General features: G+C 71.7%; 11 protein-coding genes. 8 read left to right on the top strand and 3 right to left on the bottom strand.

Annotated elements, in window-relative coordinates:
• Window positions 1-392: 392 nt before the first annotated feature.
• Together ACIQWG_RS40100 and ACIQWG_RS40095 are read left to right on the top strand one after the other, a co-directional pair.
• Window positions 393-3,944 (top strand): trypsin-like peptidase domain-containing protein, encoded by a 3,552-nt coding sequence (locus ACIQWG_RS40100; RefSeq protein WP_404105889.1) that lies wholly within the window; start codon window positions 393-395, stop codon window positions 3,942-3,944.
• A gap of 160 nt (window positions 3,945-4,104) precedes the next feature.
• A complete protein-coding gene (locus ACIQWG_RS40095; RefSeq protein ID WP_404105886.1) occupies window positions 4,105-5,061 on the top strand; it encodes a bifunctional riboflavin kinase/FAD synthetase in 957 nt (318 codons plus the stop codon).
• 63 nt (window positions 5,062-5,124) lie between these two features.
• Here ACIQWG_RS40095 and ACIQWG_RS40090 read toward each other — a convergent pair whose 3' ends face one another.
• The 3 genes from ACIQWG_RS40090 to eccE all read right to left on the bottom strand — a co-directional run bounded on the left by ACIQWG_RS40090 (window position 5,125) and on the right by eccE (window position 10,731).
• A complete protein-coding gene (locus tag ACIQWG_RS40090) occupies window positions 5,125-8,316 on the bottom strand; it encodes an SCO5717 family growth-regulating ATPase (protein WP_404105883.1) in 3,192 nt (1,063 codons plus the stop codon).
• 253 nt (window positions 8,317-8,569) lie between these two features.
• Window positions 8,570-9,412 (bottom strand): hypothetical protein, encoded by an 843-nt coding sequence (locus tag ACIQWG_RS40085; protein ID WP_404105880.1) that lies wholly within the window; start codon window positions 9,410-9,412, stop codon window positions 8,570-8,572.
• Window positions 9,412-10,731: a type VII secretion protein EccE gene (eccE, locus tag ACIQWG_RS40080; RefSeq protein ID WP_404105877.1), complete on the bottom strand. Its 1,320-nt coding sequence runs from the start codon at window positions 10,729-10,731 to the stop codon at window positions 9,412-9,414. Before eccE ends, ACIQWG_RS40085 begins: the two co-directional genes overlap by 1 nt.
• A 334-nt stretch (window positions 10,732-11,065) precedes the next feature.
• Here eccE and eccB point away from each other — a divergent pair, with 334 nt between their 5' ends.
• From eccB to ACIQWG_RS40050, 6 genes are all read left to right on the top strand, one after another.
• Window positions 11,066-12,673 carry a type VII secretion protein EccB gene (eccB, locus tag ACIQWG_RS40075; protein WP_404105874.1) on the top strand — a complete coding sequence of 536 codons (1,608 nt, stop codon included), beginning with the start codon at window positions 11,066-11,068 and terminating at the stop codon, window positions 12,671-12,673.
• A gap of 263 nt (window positions 12,674-12,936) precedes the next feature.
• On the top strand, window positions 12,937-13,248 hold the full coding sequence (locus ACIQWG_RS40070) for a WXG100 family type VII secretion target (RefSeq protein ID WP_147999007.1): 312 nt from the start codon (window positions 12,937-12,939) through the stop codon (window positions 13,246-13,248).
• A 98-nt stretch (window positions 13,249-13,346) separates the two neighbouring features.
• A complete protein-coding gene (locus tag ACIQWG_RS40065) occupies window positions 13,347-13,637 on the top strand; it encodes a WXG100 family type VII secretion target (RefSeq protein ID WP_393520412.1) in 291 nt (96 codons plus the stop codon).
• A 332-nt stretch (window positions 13,638-13,969) separates the two neighbouring features.
• The gene (gene mycP / locus ACIQWG_RS40060; RefSeq protein WP_404105870.1) at window positions 13,970-15,181 is read left to right on the top strand and encodes a type VII secretion-associated serine protease mycosin; all 1,212 of its coding nucleotides are present in this window, start codon (window positions 13,970-13,972) and stop codon (window positions 15,179-15,181) included.
• Window positions 15,182-15,254: 73 nt separating this feature from the next.
• Entirely contained in the window at window positions 15,255-15,587 is a 333-nt protein-coding gene (locus tag ACIQWG_RS40055) for a hypothetical protein (RefSeq protein ID WP_404105867.1), read from the top strand.
• Window positions 15,588-15,628: 41 nt separating this feature from the next.
• A complete protein-coding gene (locus tag ACIQWG_RS40050; protein ID WP_404105864.1) occupies window positions 15,629-17,170 on the top strand; it encodes a hypothetical protein in 1,542 nt (513 codons plus the stop codon).
• Window positions 17,171-17,193 lie beyond the last annotated feature (23 nt).

Genomic DNA, 17,193 nt, shown 5'->3' with positions numbered 1-17,193 from the left:
GTGCGTGCAGCTGCAAGGCGGAGGAGGGAGTCGACGCGGAGCGTCGGCGAGTGACGACAACGCGGCAGATGTGCGTGCCAGGCCCCGCGACGCCGACATGATCCAAACGACAGGCCCTAGCACAGCCGCTCCAGGGTGCCTGCCCGTGGAGCGGCGGTCACGGGGTCGTCCTCTGCCCGCCGCTCCACGGTCCCCCCTCGGTTCCCCCACCTCTAGGGTGTATCCAAGGACCCCCCGCTGTTCACCCGTCCGGGCAGGCGCTCGGAGTGAACCGAGGGAGCGGAAGGGGGCGCGTTCGCCTCGTGATCTGTCCCGCTGATCACAAGCCGCCTACCGTCTGAAAAAGGGCGTTCCGTGAGGGCGTACGGGGCGCATGGCGGGGAGGTTCGACGATGGCGGGACGGGGCCCGCGGGCGGATGGCGGCCGGTCCGAGGAGGACGGCGGCCGCTCCGAGAGGGACACGGGCACGCGGGACGCCCGCAGGGACGAATTCCGTGACGAATCCCGTGACGAAGGCATCGTCCGCATCCATGATCTGGCCGGCCGGCCCCGGGGGCTCGGCTTCGTCGCCGATCACCACGGCACCGTCGTCACCAGCCACGAGGCCGTCGACGGCCTGCCCCGGCTGGTGCTGCTCGCCGCCGGGGGCGACCGCAGCTGTCTGGTGGCGGCGAGCGCGGTGACATCGTTGCCCGGCCTGGATCTGGCGCTGGTGCGGACGGAGGGGCTGGGGCTGGACCCGTTGCCGGTGAGCGTGCGCGAACGGATCGAGACCGGTGCCTATGTGCGGATCCCCGCCGGTGGCTGGCGGGAGGCCCGGGTGCTGGGCACCGCGTCCGTGACGTACACGGCGACGGACCGCGTCCATCTCCTCGACGAGGCGATCGAGTTGGCGGTCGGCACGGCCGGACGGGACGCGCTGCGGCTCGGCGGAGGAGCGGCCGGAGGCCCCGTGCTGGACGCCGGGACCGGAGCTGTCGTGGGGGTCCTCGGCACGGCGCTACAGACCGGCCGGCGCGACGCCGGGTTCGCCGTACCGCTGCTCCCGCCGCCGGACGGCCCGCTGGCCGAGCTGCTCGCCGAGAACGCCGCGACGGTGCCCGCGTACGGCGCCGACCTGAACCTCGCGGGCGTCGTGGAACTGACGGCCACCTCGGTCGGACAGGACGGTCCGCCGGGGACCCTGGCGGGGTACGTGGGCCGCGCGGACACCGGGGGAGCGGGAGCCGTCACACCGGTCGAACGCGCCTCGACGGCACGGGAGTTCGACGCCTTCGCGGAGAGCGCCGCTTCGGTGCTCGCGCTGGTCGGGCCGCCCGGCAGCGGCCGTACGACGGAACTCGCGGCCCTCGCCGCACGCCGGGCCCGCGGCCCGCGGCCGGCCCCCACGCTGTGGCTGCGCGGCGCCGACCTGAGGGACGACGACGCCTCCGTGGCCGACGCCGCGCGCCGGGCGCTGGCGCGGGCCGCCCGCATCGTGGCGGCCCCGTCCGACCTCACCACACTGGGCGACACGACGCCGGAGCGGCTGGCCCGCCTCGCGCACCGCGCCGGCCGCCCCCTGCTGCTCCTGCTGGACGGCCCGGAGGAGATGCCGCCCGTGCTGGCCCACCGCCTCACGGACTGGACCGACGGCACGGCGGAATGGCTGGGCCGGACGGGCGCCCAGCTGGTGGTGGCGTGCCGGGCGGAGTACTGGGAGGGAGCGGGGGCCGAGTTCCCGGAGGAACTGCTGTACGCGGCCGGCGAACCGGAAGCACGGGACGCGGACCGGCGGTTCCCGCCCTGTCTGCGGCTCGACGACCTCACCCCCGACGAGGCCCGCCAGGCCCGTTCCGGCTACGGCATCCCCGACGGCGTCCTCGCCGAACCCGACTGCCGTCACCCCCTCACCCTGCGCCTCCTCTCCGAGGTGCGCGCCGCCCTGCCCGACACCCCCGACCCGGACCGGGTGGACCGCGACGACGTCTTCGCCGCCCACCTCGACCTGATGTGCCTGCGCATCGCCGTCCGGCTCGCCGCCCAGAACGGGCTGCGCGGCACCGCCGTACGCCGCCTCGCCGCCAAGGTCTCCGGCCAGGTCCACGAGGCCGCCCGCCGCAGCCTCGGACCGGGCCAGGGAGAGCTGGACCGCGCCTCCTTCGAGGCCGTGTTCCCCTGGGGTCCCGCACCCGCGCGGCTGGGCGGCGGCACCGGCTGGGCGTCCGCAGTCCTCACCGAGGGCCTCCTCGTCCCCGCCGGCAACGGTTACCGCTTCGCCCACGAGGAGCTCGCCGACTGGATCCAGGGCATGCACCTCGACCTCGACGAGGCCCTGCACGCCCTGGTCCACCGCCGAAGCACCCACCCCGGCGCCGCGCACCCCCTGCCCGTGCCGCACCACCGCATCGGACCCGTGGTCCAGGCCCTGCTGCAACTCGCCCGGCACCACGGCCCCCACCAACTCGCGCTGCGCCTGGCAGAGTTGACCAACGCCCTGGACGCCGACCGGCACTCCTGGTGGGCCGGGCGACTGCTCGCCGAGACCCTGCTGCGGGTCCCGGACGCGATGCCGTACCAGGACGTGCTGCGCCTGCTCACCGACCGGATCGTGGCCCGGCGCCGGCACCGGCGGTCCGTGTCCCACGAGTTCGGCCCCGACTTCTGGACCGCGCTGCGCCTCCCGGACGAGGAGCGCTACGACCTGCTGCGCCGTCTCGTCCTCGCCGACGGCCCGCCCACCGACGGGGACGAGCCAGGCCGGTACCTGGACGCCGTAGCCGGACTCCTCGCCGCCGACCCCGCCGCCGTACAACGCCATCTCACCCGCTGGTTCGACGACGACCGCCCGCTGCCCGCCACGCCGCACGCGACCGTCGCGCACGCCGCCCAGGCCCTCCTGCACACCCACCGGCACCGCGCCCTGGACGAACTCACCGAGACGCTCGTCGACAGCGCGCACCGCAGGGCCGACGAACTCCTCGCCGTGCTGGCCGAGGAGGAGACGTCCGCCATCTGCCGGGCCGTGGACCGCTGGGCCCACGACGAACGGCCCGCGCGACGCGTCGCCGCCATGGCGTACGGGCTGCGCGTCGCACCGCACGTCCGTACCGAGGCCGACCGCGAACTCGTCCGCTACGCCGCCCTCGCCCTGCTGGCCCGCCCCGACGACAGCACCCTGCACGGCGGCGCGCTCGCCCTGCTCGTACGGGACCCACGCACCCGCGCCCGTCATCTCCCGCAGGCTCTGGCGCACTTCGCGGCGGCGGATCCGCAGTTCCCGGCCAGTGCCCTGGTCGCCGCCCTGACCACCCACACCGAACCGGTCCTCGACGCCTTCCGCGCCCGGCTGCTGCGGCCCGGCGCCGGGGACGCGCTGCGCACCCTCGCCGACGTCACCACGCCCGCTCTCGTCCGCCGCGTCGCCGACCTGGTGCGCGAGGCGGTGGAGCGGCAGCCCGAGACCGCGACCGACCTGGCCGCCTACGTCGACCGGCGCCTCGACCAGGGACCGAGCGCCCGTGCCGTACTCCTGCCGCTCGTCACCGGCCTGCTGCACGGCGGCACCGAACCGGTGCGGGCCGCCCTCGCCGCCGTACTCGCCACCTCCGGCACGCCCGAGTCCCGCCCGCTGCGGCGCGAACTGCGCGCCTTCCTCCTCACCCACGAGCACGCCCCCGCCGTCCTGGACGCCTTCCTGCACGCCACCGTCCAGCAGGGCGGCGAACGCGCGGACGACGATCTGCGCGGCCTCGTCCACCACACCGGTCTGCTGCTGGTCCGCACCCCGGACGGCGCGGCCCGCTTCGACCGCGGCCTGGTCGACCTGGGCCGGCACGTCCCCGGCTTCGCCACCCGGTTCGCCGGCTGGCTGACCGACACCCCGCAGGAGTGGTCGGCCGTGGTGGGCCCGAGCACCCGCCGGATGATCGAGAACCTGGCCGGGGTGCGAGTTCCCGCCTGACCGCATCCGGCCCGAGCAGGGCATCCGTACGTGCACCCGGTCACAGCGCCCATGCCGATGCGGGCCGGGCGCGCCCGGCATGGCACCCTTAGACCTGCGTAAGAGCGTGTGAGCAAAGACGGACGCGGGTTCGACGAGTTTGCGACAAGGAGCAGGCACAGTGCAGCGCTGGCGTGGCTTGGAGGACATCCCCCAGGACTGGGGGCGCAGCGTCGTCACCATCGGCTCCTACGACGGAGTCCACCGCGGACACCAGCTGATCATCCGGCACGCCGTGGACCGGGCCCGTGAGCTGGGCGTGCCCGCGGTCGTCGTCACCTTCGACCCGCATCCCAGCGAGGTCGTCCGCCCCGGCAGCCATCCGCCCCTGCTCGCCCCGCACCACCGCCGCGCCGATCTCATGGCCGAGCTCGGTGTGGACGCGGTGCTGATCCTCCCCTTCACCACCGAGTTCTCGAAGCTGTCGCCGGCCGACTTCGTCGTCAAGGTCCTGGTCGACAAGCTGCACGCCAAGGCGGTCGTCGAGGGCCCGAACTTCCGGTTCGGACACCGCGCGGCGGGCAATGTCGAGTTCCTCTCCGAGCAGGGCAAGATCTACGACTTCGAGGTCGAGGTCGTCGACCTGTACGTGACCGGTGAGGCGGGTGGCGGCGAGCCGTTCTCCTCCACGCTGACCCGGCGCCTGGTCGCCGAGGGCGACGTCGCGGGCGCCGCGGAGATCCTGGGCCGCCCGCACCGCGTGGAGGGCGTCGTCGTACGGGGCGCCCAGCGCGGCCGTGAGCTCGGCTTCCCGACCGCCAACGTCGAGACCCTGCCGCACACCGCCATCCCCGCCGACGGCGTCTACGCGGGCTGGCTGCACGCCCAGGGCGAGGTGATGCCGGCGGCGATCTCGGTCGGCACGAATCCGCAGTTCGACGGCACCGAGCGGACCGTGGAGGCGTACGCGATCGACCGGGTGGGGCTCGACCTGTACGGGCTGCATGTGGCGGTGGACTTCCTCGCCTATGTGCGGGGACAGCAGAAATTCGAGTCCCTGGACGAGCTGCTGAAGGCGATGGCACAGGATGTGCAGCGGTGCCGTGAGCTGATCGAGGACGCGGGAACCGCGGGCTGACCGTACGACGACGAAGGGCCGGCACCTCGACGGTGCCGGCCCTTTCGTCTTGCCCCACGTCCGCTACTGCTGGGTCCAGCCCGGCGGTACGACGCCCTGCTGGCCCTGCTGCTGCGGGTCCTGCGGGGGTGCCTGCGGGGGCGCCTGCTGCTGCCAGCCCTGGCCCGGCGCGGGCTGCTGCGGTGCCTGCTGTCCCCAGCCCTGACCCGGCTGCGGGGTGCCGCCCTGCTGCGGGTAGGGCTGCTGCTGGGGGTGCTGCTGCGGGGCGGCCGGGTACCCCTGCTGAGGCTGCTGGTACTGCATGTTCGGGTTGCCGAAGCCCTGCTGGGTACGGGCGATGTCCTCGGCGATGAGGGCGGCGAGGTCGAAGTAGGCCTCGCGGGTCTTGGGCCGCATCATCTCCAGGTCCACCTCGGCGCCCGCCGAGAGGTGCTCGTCGAAGGGGATCACGACGACACCGCGGCAGCGGGTCTCGAAGTGCGCCACGATGTCCTCGACCTTGATCATCTTGCCCGTCTCGCGGACACCGGAGATCACCGTGACCGACCGCTGGACGAGATCGGCGAAGCCGTTCGCCGACAGCCAGTCGAGGGTCGTCGAGGCGCTGCTCGCACCGTCCACCGAGGGGGTGGAGATGATGATCAGCTGGTCGGCGAGGTCCAGCACGCCGCGCATCGCGCTGTACAGCAGACCGGTGCCCGAGTCCGTGAGGATGATCGGGTACTGCCGGCCCAGCACGTCGAGCGCGCTGCGGTAGTCCTGGTCGTTGAAGGTCGTGGACACCGCCGGGTCCACGTCGTTGGCGATGATCTCCAGGCCGGAGGGCGCCTGCGAGGTGAAGCGGCGGATGTCCATGTAGCTGTTGAGCTGCGGGATGGCCTGGACCAGGTCACGGATGGTGGCGCCGGTCTCGCGCCGCACCCGTCGGCCGAGGGTGCCGGCGTCCGGGTTGGCGTCGATCGCCAGGATCTTGTCCTGCCGTTCGGTGGCGAGGGTCGCGCCCAGCGACATGGTCGTCGTGGTCTTGCCGACGCCGCCCTTGAGGCTGATGACCGCGATCCGGTAGCAGGACATCACCGGCGTACGGATCAGGCCGAGCTTGCGCTCCCGCTCCGCCTGCTCCTTCTTGGCGCCGAGCTTGAAGCGCGACGGGCCCTGGTTGTTCTTGCGGGCCTTGGGCTGGTTGCGGAGCAGCCGGTCGGAGGACAGCTCGACCGCCGCGTTGTAACCGAGCGGGGTGCCGGGTGCGGCCTGCTGCTGTTGCGGGGCACCGGGACCGGCCTGCGGGCCGGGCGGGGCGCTCCAGCCCTGGTTGCCGTAGGCGGCGGGGTTCTGCTGGGCCGGGGGCTGCTGCGGGGCCGGATGCGGCTGCTGCGGCGGCTGTTGGGCCGGGGGCTGCTGCTGGGGGGCCTGTTGCTGGTTCGGCTGCTGCTGGTTGGGCTGCTGGTTCGCCTGGGGGTAGCCGTAGCCGGCCTGCTGGGGCGGGTAGCCGTAGCCGGGCTGGGGCTGGGGCTGCTGGGGGTAGCCGTAGGCGTCCGGCTGGGGCTGCGGCTGTTGGGGGTGCGCCGGGTGGGGCTGGCCCTGCTGCTGCGGGTAGCCGTATCCGGCGCCCTGCGGCTGCGGGGGGTGCGGCTGGCCCGGGTGCGGGGCCGCCTGGCGCGGGTCGACCGGCGCGGGCTGCTGCCCTGCCTGCGCGGGGTAACCGGGCTGCGGCTGGGCCGGGCCGAACGCGCCCTGCGCCGGGGCCTGGTGAGGGGGCTGGCCGGTGTGGTCGGGCTGCGGCTGGGCCGGCGGTTGGGCGTGAGGCTGGGCGTGCGGCTGGGGCTGGCCCGGGTGCTGCGCCTGGGGGTAGCCGTAGCCGGGGGCCTGACCGGCGGCCGCTGCCTGCGGGTCCGGCTGCCCTGCCTGCGGTGCGCCCTGCGCGGGGTGCGCCGGGGCGAAACCCTGGGGGAGCGGGGGGAGGGCCTGGTTCCCCTGCGGCGCAGGTGCCTGGCCGGTGGGCTGCTGTGCCTGCGGTTGCTCGGGCGGGTGCGTCTGGCCGGTGGGCTGCTGCTGCGGCGGAGCGGGGACCTGGCCGGTCGGCTGCGCCTGCGGCTGCGGTTCGGCCTGCGGGGCGGGCGGGGTCGCGGGCGCGGGGGCTGTCTGTGCCTCCGGCTCCGCGTCCGGGGCCGCCGCCGGGGCCTCGGCGTCAGGCGCCGCGGGGGAGTCGGCCTCGGCCTGGACCGGCGCGGACTCGTCGGTCTCCGCGACGGACACCGACTCGGTGGCGTCACCCGGCTCGGTCTCGTCGCCGCGCTGCTCCTCCGGCTCGTCGTCGACGTCGCCGAACAGGCGCGCCGCCTCCGCGTCGGCGGCGGCGTGGTTGAGCTCGGCCTCCGGCTGCTGTGCCACCGGCTGTGCGGGGGCGGGCTGTGCGAGGGCGGGGGGTTCGGGGGTCGGGGCCGCCGGGACACCGGCCGCCGGGGTCGCGGTCGGGGCCGGGGGAGCGGGGGGTGCCGCCTGGGCGTCGTCGTCGACCGGACGCAGCACCGGGAAGCCGGGCGCGGCGGCCGGAGCCGACGGCTGCTGGGCCGGAACCGCGGGCGCGGCGGGCGGCGGGGTGGGAGCGGCGGGCGGCTGGGCAGGCGTGTGCTGCTGGGGCACGGCGAAGGCGCCGGACGCGTCCTGGCTCGGCTGAGGCGTGCCGAATCCGCCGGAGGTGTCCTGGCCGGGCTGAGGCACGCCGAAGCCACCCGAGGTGTCCTGGCCCGGTTGCTGCGGATAGCCGTAACCGCCGGGTGCCGGCGCGGGCTGCTGTTGCGGATAGCCGTATCCGCCGGGTGCCGCCGCGGGCTGCTGCTGCGGATAGCCGTAACCGTCGGCCGGCGCACCGGACTGCTGCTGCGGGAAGCCGTAGCCACCCGCGGCCGGGCCCTGCTGGTTCGCGGGCGTGCCCTGGGCCGGGGTGTGCTGAGCCGGCTGCTGCTGGGGCACACCGGGCGTCTGGGGCTGTGCCGGTGCGGGAGGCTGCGCGGGACCCTGGGACGCGGGAACGCCGGGCGGCCCGGTGGGCGACCCGATCGGTGGTCCGCTCGGCGGTGGTGGTGAGGTGCCGGCCTCCTGCTGCCCGCCTCCCGACGAGCCACCCTGCGTGCTTTGGGCGTACCAGGCGGGAGGTGTGTAGACGATTTCGAACTCGCCGGTGAGATCCACCTCGTGATCGTCCCCGTCCGAGGAAGGGCTCCCGCCGTTGTACTCGGACCGATCCCTGTTCACTGCTTGCCTCCTGGTCAGCCACTGCTGCTGAGCTGGTCGTCGTCGCGGCCGGGCGGACCGAGTGGCTAGTCCCACGCGACTGCGATCGTCACCGCACCACCAGAAGCCTAATCACTCGCATGGCGGGACGGAAAAGCCCCCATGGGCGCGGACGCTATAGCCCCGGGTGCGTGGACGGAAGAGCCTCATGGGTGCGGCCGGAACGCCCCCTGGGCGCGGCCCTGTTCGGGCTCGGCCCGGCAACGACGACGCGTCAGTCCATACGGCGGGCGACGCCGAGCAGGCCCGTCTCCGCATCGGTGGGGTCGGTCATGACGAACTTCTGGTGCTTGCGGGTGCACCACAGGGCGACCCCGTCGTGCAGCGTCGGCAGGTGCTGGAGCTGCTCCTCGGGGATGCCCAGCGTGTCCCGTACGGCCTCGGTCTCGTAGGGCGAAATGCGCTGGATTCCCACCAGATGGGCCTGCGCGAGCCAGCGCGGCGCGTGCTCACTGACGAACGGCAGCACCGTCACGACGGCCTGCCACGGCACGGACGTCACACGCCCGCGCGGCGGACGGATGCCGCAGTCCCGGAACAGTACGACCGGGCTGGAGACGGACGGACCCTGCGCCGGCACCCGTCCCACCGGATAGACGGTCACGCACTGCTGGCCGCCGCCGGCCGCCTGCGCCAACTGCTGCCAGGCCTGCGGGCGGCCGGTCTCGACCCCGACCCGCGCCCCCGTCGCCGCCGCGCGCAGCGCCAGCACCTGGGCGAGCCACAGACCCCCCACGAGCACGATGTCGAAGGGCGTCGGCCGGGACAGCCCGAGCACGGCCGGCTGCGACTCCGGGTCGGTGCCGATGATCACGCCGTCGTCACCGAGCGGCATGCTGATCGCCGCGAGCTCGTCGGCGGTGACGACATGGCGGTTGCGGCGCGGGCCGCGCAGCCCGAACCCCGGGCTGAAGATACGGCGTTGCTGCTGCTGGCTGTCCGGCTGCCGGATGATCGGGATCAGACCGGTGTCGGTGGGCGAGGCCACGTGCGCGGGCGTACGTGCGGGGTTACGGCCCTGCTGTCCCGGCGGCATGGTGGGTGCGGGCTGGGACATCAGTACGTACCTCCGAGCGGCAGAGTGGCGAGAGCTCCGGGGACCTGCTCCCGGTCGAGACGGACCAGGCCGACCTTCGAGGCACTGGCCGCCCGCTCCAACTCCCGTCCCACCTGAGCGAGTTCGCTGTCGCCGCGGGCGGTGACGCGGATGTGGCCGGTGAGCGAGACACCCCGGTTGCCGGCCTTGCCCAGGGTCATGCTGAACGTCGTGGCCAGCACCGGCAGCGAGGTGAACCGCGTCACCAGCTCCGGCAGCGCGGCACCACCGTTGCCCAACTGCGGCCAGCGGGAGACCCAGTACGTCGTGTGGTACCGGTCGTCGACCCGCCAGTTCCGCACCGACTCGACCGTACGGCGCTGCGTACGGCCGTCCTGCCCGTGCTGGGCGTTGGCGCGCGGATTCAGACAACTGGACGTCGCCAGCGCCTGCACCAGCTCGGTCTCGTCCAGGATCGTCGCCTTGAACCCGGCGCCCGCCAGCCGGCTCGCCAACTGGTCGGCCACGCGCAGCAGGGCGCGCTGCGCGCCGGGAACGCCGTCACCGCGAGCCTGGACGGCCTCCGGGCACAGCTCCGGGTCGAGCTTGAGGGCGACCCAGGTGAGCCGCAGCGCGGGAGAACCGGCCTGCGCCTGCAAGGGGCCGTAGGACCGCGCGGCCAGCGACTGCTGCGGCAGGTGCGGCGCGGGCGCGGGCTGGGTGTGCTGCACGACCTGCACGGAGGCGAGCCGGATCCCGTCGACCTCCAGCGCGTCCTGGATGAGCCGGAGCGGCAGTTGACGTCCGGCCGCGCCTGGCCGCAGCGGCTGGTCGCCCGGCTGGACGAAGAGGACGGCGGTCAAGAAGGTGCCGTCGCCGATCATGCCGACCGAGCGGTCGTCACGGGAGACGAAGGAGTCCGTCCGCAGCGCGGGGTCGCACTCCACGACGGGAACCAGCATCGCGTCGGTGCCCGGCGGGACCGGCAGTTTGGCGTCGCGTCGCCGCCGGCGCAGCGCGCGCGTCGTCTCGTACCACTCGGGCAGCGGCCGACGCCCGCGGCGCAGAACCGCCAGGAGGAGCAGCAGCGCCGCCACGGCGCCGGCCGGAGCCAGCAGCCAGGACGTGTCGGCGGCCCAGGCGGCCAGCAGGACGGCTGCCGCCATTTCCACCAGGATCAGCTGCTGGAGCCGCACCGGGCCCAGGCCGCCCGGACGGGGCAGCGTGCGCGGCGACGCGGCGGCGGGGGCTGCCGGAGCGGCCGACGTACGTCTGCCGTTCGGATCTCCCTGTTGCTGCTGTGCGCGGCGTCCGCGCCGGGTGCTCGTAGCGCTGGTCATCCCCCGGGACATCCCTTTCGCGAAGTAGTGGCCGTTCGCCGGGCCCACATCGTCGGGCATCGTCAATGCGAGTGGCTCACGGTACCCGCTGCGGAACTTGAGGCGACACAGGGGACACCGAAACCCCAGGTGATCAGCCTTTCACGAACCGGACCCGGTTGGTGGAGCGCTGTCGTGAAGCTCTGTGAAGATGCGGCGGCGGCCGCACACCTGATGAATCGTCGCCGTGCGGCGCAGGGCATAGTAGGTGCCTGCGTGGCCGAAGTGGCCCTTCGAGCGCGGCCACATACATCGCAAACGCGAGTGAGCTTCACTAACGGGAGAAACGGGGACCATGGCAAAGCAGCGTCGGGACGAGCTCGCCGCCTACACCTTCGCTCGAAAGCGCACCGTCGCGGCGTTCCTGGCGCCGTCGCCGGGCGGCTCGGAGGAAGGCGCGCCGCGTCCGGTCCGTACGGTGATGCCCAGCCTGGCGGTGGGCGTGGTGCTGGTGATCGGCTTCATCGCGTGGGGCGTCATCAAGCCCACCGCGCCCAAGGGCTGGGACACCCCGGGCGAGTACATCATCGTCGACAGCGACTCCACGACGCGCTACGTGGTCCTCGACCCGGACCCCAAGGACGGCAAGACGGAGAAGGTCCTCCACCCGGTCCTCAACTACGCCTCCGCCAAGCTGCTCCTCGACAAGGGCAAGGGCAGCGTCCTCGAGGTCCCCGGCAAGGAGATCGACAAGAGCGGCATCCGGCACGGCGCCACCATCGGCATCCCCTACGCCCCCGACCGGCTGCCGTCCAAGGAGGACGCGGAGCAGAAGAAGAGCTGGGCGGTGTGCGAGCGCCCGGCTCCGGGTGAGGAGGGCGCCATCGACCGGGCCGTCTTCGTCTTCGACGCGGAAGACGCCAAGTCGCTCGGGAACTCCGGCAGGGTCGACCCGATGGAAGCCCTGTACGTCAAGGACACCAAGACCGGCCGCGAATACCTCGTCGACGGCAAGGGCAACCGGTTCCTGCTGGGCGGCGAGTCCACCCCCGACGACGTCACCATGGAGCAGCTGCGCTCCGCCGTGATCGGCAGCAGCACCACGGCCAAGTCGCAGCCGGTGAGCCAGGAGTGGCTGAGCACCCTCAACCCCGGCGAGGACATCGACTTCCCGACCGTGCCGTCCGCCGGTGCGCCGACCTCGGTCCAGGGACTCGACGGCGTGAGCACGGTGGGCCAGGTACTCAGGGCGCGGGACGCCCAGACCGACCAGTTCTACGTCGTCCTCAAGGACGAGGTCGCCTCCATCACGCCCTTCGTCGCCGCTCTGCTGACCGCCCACGACGGGACCAGCCCCGTCAAGGCGAGCACCCCGGACATCATCGAGGCCAACGGCGGTCCGGCGGAGAAGTTCTACAAGGACAAGGGCTGGCCCGACTACGTCCCGAAGCAGGCCAACTCCGCTGCCACGGCCGCCAGTGACGCCCGCACCACCTCGTGCAGTGTCTACAAGGGCGGTTTCGGCACGGACAGCAAGCCGCAGCTCGGCGCCTGGGCCGGGACGAACTACCCCAAGAAGGTCATCAGCGACTCGCTGAGCGCCTACGTCTCGTCCGGCTCGGGCCTCCTCTTCAAGGAGGTCGCCGGCACGGCGGAGGGCGGCGGCGCGACGTACCTGCTGACCGACACGGGCCTCAGGTACTCGCTGCCGGCGACCAACGACAGCGAGGCGGAGGGCGGCGCGGGGGCCGCGGGCGATGCCGACGCGTCGGGCGACTCTGGCGGTTCGGGCGACTCGGGAGGCTCGTCGCAGGGCGAGGCGAGCGAGACGGACAAGGCGCGTACGCGACTCGGATACGAGGACCTGTCCAACCCGGCGATCGTGCCGCAAACGTGGGCGACCTTCATCCCGAAGGGCCCGACCTTGGACACCACGAGCGCCTCACAGCCGCAGAGCCAGTGACGGCGGGCTACCCATCGGCCTTGTTGGTCCCCATCGGCATCGGCGACCAACAGGCCAATGGACAGAGGCACTTGACAGCAGGACGATGCACGGGTCACGGGTTGATCGCCCAAGTGTGTGAGCCGTGTAACTGATTGGCCTTGCCTGTGGTTGAGTGACAGGCTGACGATAGAGTGTTTGCAGCGCTCAAGCGTGCGAAGCTCTTCCGGGCACCGGCAAGAACAGGTTTCCCGGACAAACGACGACATGGGGGAAGGTTCAACATGGCCGGCCAGTTCCGGGTAACAGAGGACGAACTCACCAAGCTCTCCGGCGACATCAGCACCGCGAACGGGCAGCTCCAGGGCGAGATCCGCCGCCTCAACGGAGTGATCGACCAGATCGCCGGCGGCTGGAAGGGCCAGGCGGCCCAGTCGTACCGCCAGTTGCAGGACCGTTGGAACGCCGACGCGAAGCGGATGAGCGACATCCTCAACGACATCAAGGAAGCCGTGGACTCCACGCGGAGCAACTACTCCGCGTCGGAAGAGCAGCAGAACTCGGAGATCAGCAAGATCATGTCGGACTTCGGCTGATCTGACTGTTCGAGCTTGAGGCGCTCAGCCCCTCTCAGCTCTCCTGTCTCCTGCTCATTGCACTTCCACCGATTTCCTTCGAATCTTCCTGAAAGGGAATGACGATGTCGATCCTCGTCAATTACGCAACGATCACCAACGCGTCCACGGACGTGAAGTCCACCGCCGGTCGCATCAAGCAGCAGCTCGACGACCTCGAGGCCGCGGTCAAGCGCGTCGCCAACTCCTGGGAGGGTGAGGCGCAGGAGGGCTACCAGCGCAAGCAGCGCGAGTGGGACCAGACCGCCGCGGACCTGCACGCCACCCTGCTGAAGATCTCCACGGCGCTCCAGAACGCCGCCGAGAACTACCAGGCCACCGAGAAGAGCAACGCCTCGACCTGGGGCTGAGCCCGTCGGCGACCCGAGGGACTTGAGATGATGGGAATCGGCCCAGCGGACGCCACGGCGACCGCTGGGCCGACCTCTGCTTCGGGGTCGTCCACGAATTCCGCGGGAGCGCACACGACAACTCCCGCAAACATTCACACGCATCGCCACACGCGTGACATCTACATGACCCAGCTTCGAAGGAAGCAGCGCCGCAAGGAAGCCCCAGGGGAAGTCCCGGGGGCCTGAACAGGAGGGGCCTGAACGTGAAGGGCCGCACAGCCCGCTCGCGCAGCCGCGACAGCCACAACAGTCGCAACGGTGGAACCCGCGCATTGCAGCGGGTTTTTGGCGTGCTCGCGGTAACCGGGGTGTGCCTCGCCTCGACGCCGCCGGCGATCGCCACCGCGGACGGCCGTGACTCTTCCGGCCCTGACTTCGGCCTGTCGGCCAGCACGGAGTGCGTCTTCGGCGGCGACGTCATCAAGTCCACGCCCTGGTCGCTCCAGCGGATCCTGCTGGACCAGCTGTGGGAGCAGGCGAAGGGCAAGGACGTCAAGGTCGCGGTGATCGACACGGGCGTGGACAAGTCCAACGACCAGCTGAGCAGCGCGGTGACGGGCGGCAAGACCTTCGTCGACGGCGCCTTCGCGGCGGACCTCGAGGGCCACGGCACCCGGGTGGCGGGCATCATCGCGGCCCGCCCGCTGAAGGGCACGGGCTTCGTGGGCATTGCCCCGGAGGCGGAGATCCTGTCCTACCGCTACACGGGCGGGAACGAGAAGCAGGGCAACTCGCGGACGATGTCCCAGGCGATCAGCGCGGCGGTGGCGGCCGGCGCGAAGATCATCAACATCTCCTCGGACACCGCGAACAAGGAAGACAACGAGGAACTGCGAGGCGCTGTCGCCTCCGCCGTGAAGGCCGGTGCCCTCATCATCGCGGCCGCCGGTAACGACGGGGCCAACGGCAAGTCCGCGAACACGTACCCGGCCTCGTACGAAGGGGTCCTGGCGGTCGCCGCCTCCGACCGCAACGACGAACGCGCCTTCTTCTCACAGGCGGGCGACTTCGTCGACGTGGCGGCGCCCGGCGTCGGCATGGTCTCCACGGTCCCGAAGAACGGCCAGTGCACGGCCGACGGCACGAGCTTCGCGGCTCCGTACGTGGCGGGTGTCGCGGCTCTGCTGAAGGCCAAGCACCCCGACTGGTCCGCGGCCCAGATCGCCACCCGCATCGAGGAAACAGCCCAACGCCCCGGCCGCGGCCCCAACCGCTTCATCGGCTGGGGCGTGGTCGACCCGGTCGCCGCACTGTCGGACGACTCGACACCGAGCACTTCTCCGACACCGGACCCGCCCGTCGCGGCCGGGGCCGGCGGGGTCGTACCCATGGCAGTGACGATGGGCGAGACCGAAGCGGAGCGGGAGCGCCGGGTCGCGACTTACGTGCTCGGTACGGGACTTGTGCTGGCCCTTGTGGTTGCGGGGAGTGGGGTGGCTGTGCGGGACTGGCGTAGTCGGCGGGTCGACCGTGCCGGGCGGGCCGGCGGGTCGGTCCGGTGAACCGGGCGATGGCTTGGCGCGGGCACCGAGTGGGTGCTGACAACTTGAGGAACAGGGGAGAGGACAACGGGGTATGAGTAACGGAATGCGGGTTGATCTGAGCCAGCTGGATGACGTCATCCGCAAGCTCAATGGCCTTCTGTCGGACATGGACAAGGCCAACACGAAGGCAAAGTACGAGACGGACATCCCGAGTACTGCCTTCGGCAGCATGAAGTTCTTGGAGTCCAACGAGCTTCACAGTGCACATCAGAAGCAGAAGACCAGGATCGAGAACATCATCAGGGACCTGCATCAACTGATCGATGATTTCGGGAAGAGCACCTCGAAGGTCAGGGACAAGTACAGCAACCAGGAGCAGGCGAACGCGCAGGGTGTGAGCGCCGCTCCGGGCTCAGCCAACTAAGCGGTTCAGCTACAGGTCACTGACAGAGGGGACTTTCAACCATGGCCTACGGCGGTTACTACCAGAGCCCGGAGTACTACGAGGCTCAGGAGCGGGCGCGGCAGCAGCGCATCCAGGACAAGCACGACGAGAAGCTAGAATCGCTCTCCAACGGGGGCATGGGCGGTCCGGATCGCAGCCAGCTCGACACGCCCTTCATGAAGCTGAGCATTCCGGAACTGCGAGCCATGATCCTGGACGCGGACCCCGGGCGGATCTACGAGGTCAGCCAGCACTGGAAGTCGATCCACAACATCCTTTCCGGCGGGGACGGCGACGGTAAGAGCGGCACTGTGGACTCGGTGTCGGCGAAGGACAGCGTCGCGGGCATGTTCCAGAGCGCTGTGGAGAACGTCCTCGAGCACTGGGAGGGCGACGCGGCTGAGGCTTTCCGTAAGAAGGCCAACGAGATCATGCAGAACGTCCGCAACGGCGCTGCGTGGGCCAACCACTACGGGGAAGCCATGCACGGGGTCCAGAACGACCTGCGCAACTCCATGTCCAAGATGCGCGAGGTCGAAGAGCCCGGGTTCTGGGACAAGGCGTGGGACAAGATGTGGGACGACGAGCGTAGCGACCAGCAGCTCCTGGACGACATCAACAAGGGCGTGAGCACTGACGCCGCGCGTCAGGCGAATGCCGACTCTCTGTCTGCGGGGAAGGAAGCGCAGCTTCAGGGGGTGGCGATTATGGAGCAGCTGGCGGTTAACTACAAGGCCTACGCTGGCGGCGGAATGCGGGACGGTGACCCGACGGACCCCTTCCAGCCCCCGAACCCCCAAACGCCGATGCCTACCCCCATTTCTATGCCGTCTGCCGGCAGCTCGAGTCCGAGCATGGGAGGCACCACAGCCAAGCCGTGGAGTGCGGGACCGACGTCCAACATTAAGCCGACTCCTACTGTGCCCCGTGCTCCTGGTATCACGGGCGGTTCCCAGCTCCCGTCAGTTGGAACGAAGGTGGACGGTATCTCCCCAGGCTTGACAGGGACTGGCCCGAGCGCGGGCGTTGGGGGACCTGGCGTCGGTGGTGGCAACTTCGGCACCAGCGGAGCTCAGGGTTCCGGCATCGTGGCCCCAGGTGGAGCATCTGGCCTCGCGGGTGGTGCTGCGGCCCGTGGCGGCATTGGCGCCGCGGGCGGTCGTGGTGGCCTGGCTGGCGGAGGCGCGGCTGCTGGTCGCGGCGCCGGAGGCCGAGCTGGCATGGGCGGCATGGGCGGCGCTGGAGCAGGCGCAGCAGCCGGCCGAGGCGGCGCTGGCGCTGGCGGTCGCGGAGCACTGGCGAAGTCCCGTGGCGGTGTGGTCGGCGCCGCGAAGGGTGTCACCGGCAAGGGTGCAGGCGGCGGTGCAGGCCTGCACGGCAGTCGCGGCGGAACGCAGCGCGGCGCCATGGCGGGCGGAGCTGGCGGTATGGGCGGTCGCAACGGCCGACGGTCCGAGGATGAGAACACCAGGGGCGACCGTCCAGACTACTTGGTCGAGGACGAAGAGACCTGGATCTCGGAAGAGGACCGCAACCGGAACGTGCCGCGGACCATCGAGTAGGCGGACAGGCGGCAGAGTTGCTG

It is taken from the genome of Streptomyces sp. NPDC098781 (genome assembly GCF_044759995.1).
Taxonomy (GTDB): Bacteria; Actinomycetota; Actinomycetes; order Streptomycetales; family Streptomycetaceae; genus Streptomyces.
Note: the sequence above shows the minus strand (reverse complement) of the source record. Positions and strands in the feature narration are given on the sequence as shown.

Bases quoted from the DNA above. Each gene is read 5' to 3' on its own strand.
- ACIQWG_RS40100 (WP_404105889.1), top strand. From the start codon at position 393: ATGGCGGGACGGGGCCCGCGGGCGGATGGCGGCCGGTCCGAGGAGGAC.
- ACIQWG_RS40085 (WP_404105880.1), bottom strand. From the start codon at position 9,412: ATGTCCCAGCCCGCACCCACCATGCCGCCGGGACAGCAGGGCCGTAAC.
- eccE (WP_404105877.1), bottom strand. From the start codon at position 10,731: ATGACCAGCGCTACGAGCACCCGGCGCGGACGCCGCGCACAGCAGCAA.
- eccB (WP_404105874.1), top strand. From the start codon at position 11,066: ATGGCAAAGCAGCGTCGGGACGAGCTCGCCGCCTACACCTTCGCTCGA.
- ACIQWG_RS40070 (WP_147999007.1), top strand. From the start codon at position 12,937: ATGGCCGGCCAGTTCCGGGTAACAGAGGACGAACTCACCAAGCTCTCC.
- ACIQWG_RS40065 (WP_393520412.1), top strand. From the start codon at position 13,347: ATGACGATGTCGATCCTCGTCAATTACGCAACGATCACCAACGCGTCC.
- ACIQWG_RS40055 (WP_404105867.1), top strand. From the start codon at position 15,255: ATGAGTAACGGAATGCGGGTTGATCTGAGCCAGCTGGATGACGTCATC.
- ACIQWG_RS40050 (WP_404105864.1), top strand. From the start codon at position 15,629: ATGGCCTACGGCGGTTACTACCAGAGCCCGGAGTACTACGAGGCTCAG.